At 42.3% G+C, this 8,313-nt stretch carries 7 protein-coding genes; all 7 read left to right on the plus strand.

All coding sequences use genetic code 11. The annotated features are described in order from the left end of the window. Positions 1–8 precede the first annotated feature (8 nt). The 7 genes from DMZ48_RS17990 (at position 9) to DMZ48_RS18020 (ending at position 8,157) form a co-directional block, all read left to right on the plus strand. Positions 9–2,327, plus strand: a complete 2,319-nt coding sequence (locus DMZ48_RS17990; RefSeq protein WP_143956566.1) for a S9 family peptidase — start codon at positions 9–11, stop codon at positions 2,325–2,327. 176 nt (positions 2,328–2,503) lie between these two features. Further along, positions 2,504–2,878: a BlaI/MecI/CopY family transcriptional regulator gene (locus DMZ48_RS17995; protein WP_143956567.1), complete on the plus strand. Its 375-nt coding sequence runs from the start codon at positions 2,504–2,506 to the stop codon at positions 2,876–2,878. Beyond that, the gene (locus DMZ48_RS18000; RefSeq protein ID WP_143956568.1) at positions 2,875–4,416 is read left to right on the plus strand and encodes a M56 family metallopeptidase; all 1,542 of its coding nucleotides are present in this window, start codon (positions 2,875–2,877) and stop codon (positions 4,414–4,416) included. Before DMZ48_RS17995 ends, DMZ48_RS18000 begins: the two co-directional genes overlap by 4 nt. A 289-nt stretch (positions 4,417–4,705) precedes the next feature. Beyond that, positions 4,706–5,806, plus strand: a complete 1,101-nt coding sequence (locus DMZ48_RS18005; protein WP_143956569.1) for a DUF4407 domain-containing protein — start codon at positions 4,706–4,708, stop codon at positions 5,804–5,806. A gap of 121 nt (positions 5,807–5,927) precedes the next feature. Further along, complete coding sequence (locus tag DMZ48_RS18010; RefSeq protein WP_143956570.1) at positions 5,928–6,476, plus strand: pyridoxamine 5'-phosphate oxidase family protein; 549 nt, start codon at positions 5,928–5,930, stop codon at positions 6,474–6,476. 3 nt (positions 6,477–6,479) lie between these two features. Beyond that, entirely contained in the window at positions 6,480–7,376 is an 897-nt protein-coding gene (locus DMZ48_RS18015) for a metallophosphoesterase (RefSeq protein ID WP_143956571.1), read from the plus strand. A 10-nt stretch (positions 7,377–7,386) separates the two neighbouring features. Continuing rightward, complete coding sequence (locus DMZ48_RS18020) at positions 7,387–8,157, plus strand: SGNH/GDSL hydrolase family protein (protein WP_242009250.1); 771 nt, start codon at positions 7,387–7,389, stop codon at positions 8,155–8,157. Positions 8,158–8,313: the final 156 nt, after the last annotated feature.

Genomic DNA, 8,313 nt, shown 5'->3' on the forward strand with positions numbered 1-8,313 from the left:
CTATTACTATGAATTCAAAATTCAAAACGCTCTCAGGATTAGTTATGCTATGGCTGATCACGGGATGTACGGAGAAAGCTCCGGAAGAACAGGTTACGCTGGATGACTACCAACGAGCCGCAGGGTACATGTATCCGAATATGTCAAACTTGGTCAGAAATACCGTTGAAGACGGACAATGGACCAATGACAGCATCTTCAGTTACATGAAAAATACACCTGAAGGCAGGGAGTTTATAAGTGTGAACGCTAGAACTCAGGAGAAAACACCCGCTTTTAATCACAGACAACTCGCACTGGCACTCACAAAGTCAGCCGGACATGAAGTCAAGGTTGACAGCCTTCCATTCCGATCATTTACTGTAAGTGAAAGTGGAAATATCGAATTCAGCACTTTTGGGAAGCAATATAGCTTTTCACCGGAAACCGGAGAGCTGAGTGAATCTGAAGTAACAGATAATGGTAGAAGATTCAACAGAAATGAAATCCTCTCACCTGATGGGAAGAAGGCTGCTTTTATAAAGGATCATAACCTTTGGGTCAAGGAGGTGTCAACCGGAAAGTTGACACAACTTACCTTTGACGGAAAAGAGGATTATGGTTATGCCACCAACAATGCTGGCTGGACACATAGTGACGGCCCGGTACTGCTTTGGTCTCCGAATTCCGATAAGATTGCTACTTTCCGTCAGGATGGACGCGGTGTAGGAGAAATGTATCTGGTGAATACCAAAGTGGGGCATCCGGACCTGCAACAATGGAAATATCCATTACCGGGAGACAGTGCAGTATTTATGATCGAACGATTGATCGTCGATCTGAAACCCGCAACTCCTAAACTGATCCGTCTTCAAATGGATCCTGATTTTCAAAGATCCACCACCACCGACCATATTGCCGGAAGAGGAGGGGTCTTGCTGGATGCAGAATGGAGTCCGGATGAATCCAAATTTGCATTTGTTTCATCTTCCAGAGATCATAAGACCGCTGAGCTAAAGATCGCTGATGCGCAAACCGGAGCGGTAAGATCGGTTTTAAAAGAAACCACACCTACCTATTATGAATCTGGAGTAAGATCTGAAAACTGGTTCGTTTTGCATAAATCTGATGAGGTGATCTGGTACTCGGAAAGAGATAACTGGGGGCATCTCTATATGTATGATTTGAATACCGGAGCTTTGAAACATCAGATCACTAAAGGTGAATGGCAAGTACAACAAGTGGTTCACATCGATGAAGATGCCAGGGTGATCTATTTTACTGCGGGAGGCAAAGAAGAAGGGAATCCATATTATCAATATATGTATAAGGTTGATTTTGATGGAGAGAATCTGGTTTGTCTCACCCCTGAAAAAGGAGACCATAATGTTACCTTCTCGCCCGATTACCAATTTCTGGTAGATACCTATTCGACAACTGCGAACCCACCGGTGAGTGTATTGAGTGATCTGAACGGAAAGGTAGTTGCGGAGCTCGAGAAGGCAGATATTTCTGAACTGAAAGCAGCCGGATGGCTGGCGCCGATAGAGTTTACAGTGAAAGCACGTGATGGAGAAACCGATCTCTATGGGATCATGTGTCTTCCGAGTAATTATGACGAAAGCAAATCATATCCAATATTGAACTATATATATCCGGGTCCACAATCGGGAAGTATCGGAGATTATTCGTTCAGAGAATCACGTCGTGATTTTCAAGCGGTTGCTGAACTTGGGTTTATAGTGTTTGGCGTGGATGCGATGGGAACACCCGGCAGATCAAAATCTTTCCATGATGCCTATTACGGGAATATGGGAGATAATGGATTGCCGGATAATATCGCTACCATCAGACAGCTTGCCGGGAGATATCCGGCGATAGATACCACCCGGGTAGGTATCTGGGGACATTCAGGGGGAGGATTTGCTTCTACGGATGCGATATTGCGATATCCTGATTTCTATGATGTAGCGGTTTCCGGTTCAGGTAATCACGATAACCGTAACTATGAAGATGATTGGGGTGAAAAATGGCAGGGACTGCTGAAGCAAAATGCTGAGGGAATCAATAATTACAGTGATCAGGCGAACCAACTGATGGCTGAGAATCTCAAAGGGCATCTTTTGATTACTCACGGTCAACTAGATGATAATGTGCCTCCATCTAATACGATGTTGGTAGTAGAAGCCCTTATCAAAGCGAATAAGGATTTCGATATGATCATCTTTCCAAACCAGCGTCATGGTTATGGAAATATGACCAATTATATGACCGTCAAACGATGGGATTATTTTGTAAAACATTTGAAAGGTCAGGATCCACCCAAGGATTTCTCACTGGATGAATAATATGAAAGCTGCCTTTTGGCAGCTTTTTTTTAATCTTTTTTTCATCATCAGAGCCTGAATTTATAGGGGGTTTGAGAGAGTTTCTGTATAAATGACTTATTTACAGGTGATTGTTTTGTGCTCTACGTTTGTAGAATTAAAAATTATTTCTACATTTGTAGAACACTAAATGAGATATGGAAAATAAATTATCAAGAACAGAAGAAGCTTTAATGGTAAAATTGTGGGAGCTGAAGAAGGCATATCTGAGAGATCTTTTAGATGCCTATGATGAACCAAAGCCGGCAACTACGACACTGGCTACCCTGTTGAAACGGATGCGTGAAAAGGGATATGTTGATTATACTGAACATGGAAAGCATCGAGAATACTATCCGTTAGTGAAAAAGAGTCAGTATTTCTCCGGACAACTTAAGGGTATGATCAGGCATTTCTTCAATAACTCTCCGACGCAATTCGCCTCGTTCTTTACGGAGAGTACAGATTTGACTGAGGCCGAGTTGCAGGAGTTAAAGAAAATGATCGATGAACAATTAAAATCGAAAAAATGATGTGGCCAATTATCTGGAAATCGACCGTAATTGCACTGTTGATGCTGGTTAGCTACCGTGCTTTACTTGAAAAGACCTCATTGCACAAATTCAAAAGAATTTTTCTTTTGATGGGATTAGTTTTAAGTATCCTGGTCCCTTTTATAATTATCCCGGTATATAGTAACCTCCCGGAACATGTAGCACAGCAAACCGGGAAGATGCCCGAGGTTATTGTGGATACCGCGGCTTATGGGGTAGCGTTTAATTGGGAGATACTGATCCTTTCGGTCTATATGGTGGGTATGTTCTTATTTCTGACTCGGTTTGTGATGAGAATCCTGAAGATCAGAAAGTATATAAGGCAGGGAGAGAAGGTCAGAAAAGATCATTATACCCTTATATTACTGGACGATGAGCATGCTCCGCAATCTTTCTTCAATTTTATCTTCCTCAACAAAAAGGATTACAAGGGTCATAACCTGCCGGATGCTGTAATTGAACACGAAACAGCCCATGTTAGTCAGGGACATTCCTGGGATCTGATGTTCTCTGAGATCATGACGGTCTTGTTGTGGTTTAATCCGGTGATCTTTCAATACACGAAATATATCAAACTCAATCATGAGTTTCTGGCAGATCAGGAAGTATTAAAAAGAGGCATTCCTCTTGCCGAATATCAGCAATTGATCTTCAGTTATCTGAGGTCGGGAAATGCTTCTGATCTTGTACATTCATTCAATTATTCATTCATTCAAAAACGATTTAAAGTTATGAACATTAAAACTTCAAAATTTGGAAAGAAGATCCGGTATATCGGATGTGTTTTATTGGTTTCCTTTGTTGTTTATGGTTTTAGCGACCGTAACGTGATCTTTCAAAAGCAGGAATCCTCAGGGGTTATTGTCGAATCGGCTTCTGAGTATTCCCTCCAATCTGTAAAGGATCAGTATCTTAAGAAATTAAACGCTTATAATACAATTCTTAAAGATGGGAAAACCTTTATCAATCGAAGCAGAGGGGAACAGCAGGAGCTTATCAATCTTTATGCGGATCTGCAACAGATGTATTCCTATCTCCTTAAAAAAGGAGAGAAAGGTATTGTAGCACCCGAATTGCCTAATGAAGGTTATTTTAAGCTGGTGGATGACAATAATGTTTATTACAAAAGTGAAGAAGATCTGACTGACGCCGATAAATCATTATTGGAGGTTCAAAATATAAAACCACAGATCATCGAAGTAGTGGAGGATCAGGGTAAGAAACAGGAAGTAATCGAAGTAGTGGAGGATCAGGAAGTGATCGAGGTAGTGGAGGTTGTCGGTTTTCCCTATAATGAGCAGACCAAACCTTACCTGGATGCCAGAAATGCGGTGGAGCAATATATGAGCTCTAAAGGTGGGTATCCTGAGGGAGTTAAAAATCTAACCGAAGAAGAGCATCGTGAGGTGGGTGTTTTATTGAAGAAAATGATATCAGAATTTATCAAGCTGGATGTGGACATGCAGAAAGTGGTGCCGAAACCATTTCCTCCTTTGCCTCCCCAGGTGAAGAATTAGATTGTTATACTACGCAATTGACACCAGTGACAAAAGAAACATTAGTGTCAATTGTGTTGCTTGAATCACCAGTATCACTTTTAACGAAACATTTTTTCATACGTCTGCAGTGCCCCTTTATTTTCTAAAGGGGCAGGAAGTAATGGAGCTTTCTGGATGAAGCGTACGATCATCTAAAAATCGCTATTCTCCCTTTTCTGTCTGCAACATTCAATTTCTAAGCGCATTATTTGTAACATTTTGGTGAAAACTGCGTTATATAACATGACATCAATCAAAATCGCAGCTTATGATCAAAGAGTTTTTCTGGATGTGTTCCGGAGCCGATGACGAACTTCTTAAGGATTGTTCAAGATCGGAACAGATAAAACAGGCCGGGATCGGAGGGACCGTTTTCTTCACCGCTCTCATGGCTTTTATTGCAGCTTCCTACGCGTTATATACCGTATTTGATAATATCTATACATCCGTTTTCTTCGGGTTTGTCTGGGGACTTTTGATCTTTAATCTGGACCGGTTCATTGTTTCTACGATCAAAAAACGAAATGATTTTACAGCTGAGCTTTTACAAGCGGTGCCGCGGATCATTCTGGCGGTGATCATTGCCGTAGTGATCGCAAAACCACTTGAACTAAAGATTTTCGAAAAGGAGATTGACCGGGTATTACTGGAAGAGAAAAATCAGATGACCCTGGATAATAAATCTCAATTAACCCAGCAATTCAGTCCGGAGATCACTGCACTTAAAACCGAGAACGATGGCTTAAAGAATGAAGTTGTCAATAAGGAAGCGGAGGTAAATTCACTCTACGATACGTTTATTGCCGAGGCTGAAGGTAGGGAAGGTACCCTGAAGATCGGCAAGGGGCCGGTCTACGCCGAAAAAAGAGCAAAACATGACACTGCTTTGGCAGAACTGCATGCCTTACGTGAGTTAAATAATACGAAGATCATCGCCAATGAGGAACAGATCGCTACCCTGGAAAAGGGACTTGCCGATAAGATCGTGGAAACACAGCCGGTAATCGAGGGTTTCGACGGGCTCATGGCACGGGTAAATGCTCTTGATAAATTGCCGTGGCTCCCATCCTTCTTTATTTTTCTTTTGTTCCTTGCCATTGAGACCGCACCGATCATCTCAAAACTTATGGCGCCACAGGGAGAATATGATATAAAGCTGGAAGATGCAGAACAGACCATTAAAACCTGGGCCGATCAAAAAGCCAATCAACGTAAGCAACAGCTTAAAACCGATGCGGCAATCAATGACAGAGTCTACGAAGATCTCTCAGAAGAAGAGGAACTCTACAATTATAAACGCAAGGTGGCGAGAGATATCATGCAGCTACAAGCAGATTCCTTTTATAAACAGCAGAAAAGAAATTTATAATTAGTAACACTAGCCACACTAGCCACACTAGTAACACTAGTGTCGTTAATGTCACCAGTATCACCGGTATCACCAATGTCACTAAATTAATTTGCTAACTTTGTGTAAAAGACAGGCAATCATGGGCAAAAAGTATGATAAGATCACATCGAGGATCGAGCGGTTTATCGCTGAACAGAAAATATTTTTCGTAGGTACTGCGATGGCTGATGGACGGGTGAATGTGTCTCCAAAAGGGATGGACAGTTTTCGTGTGGTTTCTTCCAATAAAGTACTCTGGCTGAACCTTACCGGTTCCGGTAATGAGACCGCGACCCATATTCAGTTCAACGATCGGATGACCGTGATGTTCTGTGCTTTCGATGGCCCGCCAATGATACTGCGCTTATATGGACATGCAAAGGCATGGCATGAAGGCGATCCGGAATTCGAACGCTATGTATCTGAATTTCCTAAGATTGCCGGTACCCGACAGATCTTTGAAATGAATGTCGACCTGGTACAAACCTCTTGTGGCATGGCAGTTCCTTTCATGGATTTTAAAAGTGAACGAACCGAGCTCGCTGATTGGGCTGAAGACAAAGGTGTTGCTGGAATTCATCAGTACCAGAAGGATAAGAACCTGGTAAGCCTGGATGGAAAACCAACGGGAATGCCGGTTATTGATTAAAATATGTTCTCTGCCAGTCATCGTCGTTTCGAAAAGGCATTCGCCAAAGCGCCCATTATCAATTTTGATGATGGATCTAAATTCGTATTTTTTAGTGATTGTCACCGGGGTGATAACAGTTTTGCAGATGAATTCGCCAATAACCGCAATATTTACTTCCATGCCCTGAAATATTATTTTCAGGAGAACTTCACCTATATAGAACTCGGAGATGGGGATGAACTCTGGGAGAATCACCGGTTTCATACCATATTGGAGGCGCATAAGAATGTTTATGCCTTATTAAAGGATTTTCATGATAACAAACGGTTATATATGCTGTATGGTAATCATGATATGGTACATAAAGATAGCCGATATGTAAAAAGGCATTATGACACCTGGTATGATCCGAATCTCGGTGAGGAGGTCTCCTTCATGCCGGGATTACTAATCCATGAGGCGATACGTCTTAAGCATACCCAAACCGGACAGGAAATCTTTTTGGTACACGGACATCAGGCCGATACCTGGAATTATACCTTTTGGAGGTTTGCCCGTTTGATGGTACGGGTGCTCTGGCGACCCCTGCAAGTCGTTGGAATTTCGGATCCTACAAGTCCTGCGAGGAATAATCTGGAATCCTTTAAGATTGAAAAAAGAACCAAAAGGTGGATTACCTTCAGGAAAAATCTGTTCACGATCGTAGGACATACGCACCGGCCAAGATTCCCCGAACCCGGCGATCTTCCACTATTCAATGACGGTTGTTGTGTACATCCGAGAAGTATCACAGGGATCGAATTCGTGAATGGAGAAATATCCTTGATCAAATGGTATATCGATACTACGGATGAAGGGTATTTGCAAATCGTAAGAACCGTACTCGAAGGTCCGCAGAAGATCGCTGATTATCACTAATACTTTGCCTATGAAGATGTATACTTTAACTAAAATCACCACAATTTTTTATCCGTCATATCTCCTTGGTCTGATTTTGATTTCTTTTATATTTACAGCCTGCGGCGTTCAAAATGCCAGTGAAAAAAGAGCGGATAAAGAAATGAATGAATCGATGCCAAACCCGGATAAAAGAACTGTGAATTATCTCGCATTGGGAGATAGTTATACAATCGGTCATAGTGTTTGTGACACTTGTAATTTTCCGGAACAATTAAAACGACAATTACTCACCCATAATTTCGATGAGGTTGACCTGCAGATCATTGCTGTTACAGGGTGGACGACCGAAGACTTGCTGAACGGAATCGAAGAAAAAGCTCCCGCAGGAGCTCGTGATCTGGTTACCTTGTTGATCGGTGTAAATAATCAATATCAACACAAAGACTTCAGTAAGTACGAAGAAGAATTCGTTACCTTGTTTGAAAAAGCCATTGCCTTTGCCGGAAATGATAAAGATAGAGTGGTGGTAGTTTCTATTCCGGATTACGCATATACGCCTTTCGGTCAGGCACTGCCCGAGCCCGAGAATATTTCTGAAGAACTCGATCGTTATAATACATATGCAAAAAAAGTGGCAACCGAATCCGGAGTTAGCTTTGTCGATATAACGGATATCACAAGGAAAGGCCTTAATGACCCTGAGCTGGTAGCGGATGATCAGCTGCATCCTTCGGAGAAGGCGTATGCAGGTTTTGTGGAGCGGTTACTTCCTGTTGTACTTTCCAAACTGCGAGAGTGACGTGCACCTTCGGTGCTTAGTGTCGATCCTGATCGCTGGCGCGATCAGTTCTCCAGTGTCGCGGTTTGTTTTGCTGACGCAAAACTCCCTTAAGTGACCTTACGGCTCGCTCCCCTTCGGGTCGCATTGCCTTTTGCAATCTTATAGCTTGCTCTC

It is taken from the genome of Robertkochia solimangrovi, assembly GCF_007279655.1.
GTDB classification, from domain to species: Bacteria; Bacteroidota; Bacteroidia; order Flavobacteriales; family Flavobacteriaceae; genus Robertkochia; species Robertkochia solimangrovi.

What these genes read in the sequence shown, in the direction of transcription:
- DMZ48_RS18000 (WP_143956568.1), top strand. Translation starts at nt 2,875, where the DNA reads ATGATGTGGCCAATTATCTGGAAATCGACCGTAATTGCACTGTTGATG.
- DMZ48_RS18005 (WP_143956569.1), top strand. Translation starts at nt 4,706, where the DNA reads ATGATCAAAGAGTTTTTCTGGATGTGTTCCGGAGCCGATGACGAACTT.
- DMZ48_RS18015 (WP_143956571.1), top strand. Translation starts at nt 6,480, where the DNA reads ATGTTCTCTGCCAGTCATCGTCGTTTCGAAAAGGCATTCGCCAAAGCG.
- DMZ48_RS18020 (WP_242009250.1), top strand. Translation starts at nt 7,387, where the DNA reads ATGAAGATGTATACTTTAACTAAAATCACCACAATTTTTTATCCGTCA.
- DMZ48_RS17990 (WP_143956566.1), top strand. Translation starts at nt 9, where the DNA reads ATGAATTCAAAATTCAAAACGCTCTCAGGATTAGTTATGCTATGGCTG.
- DMZ48_RS18010 (WP_143956570.1), top strand. Translation starts at nt 5,928, where the DNA reads ATGGGCAAAAAGTATGATAAGATCACATCGAGGATCGAGCGGTTTATC.
- DMZ48_RS17995 (WP_143956567.1), top strand. Translation starts at nt 2,504, where the DNA reads ATGGAAAATAAATTATCAAGAACAGAAGAAGCTTTAATGGTAAAATTG.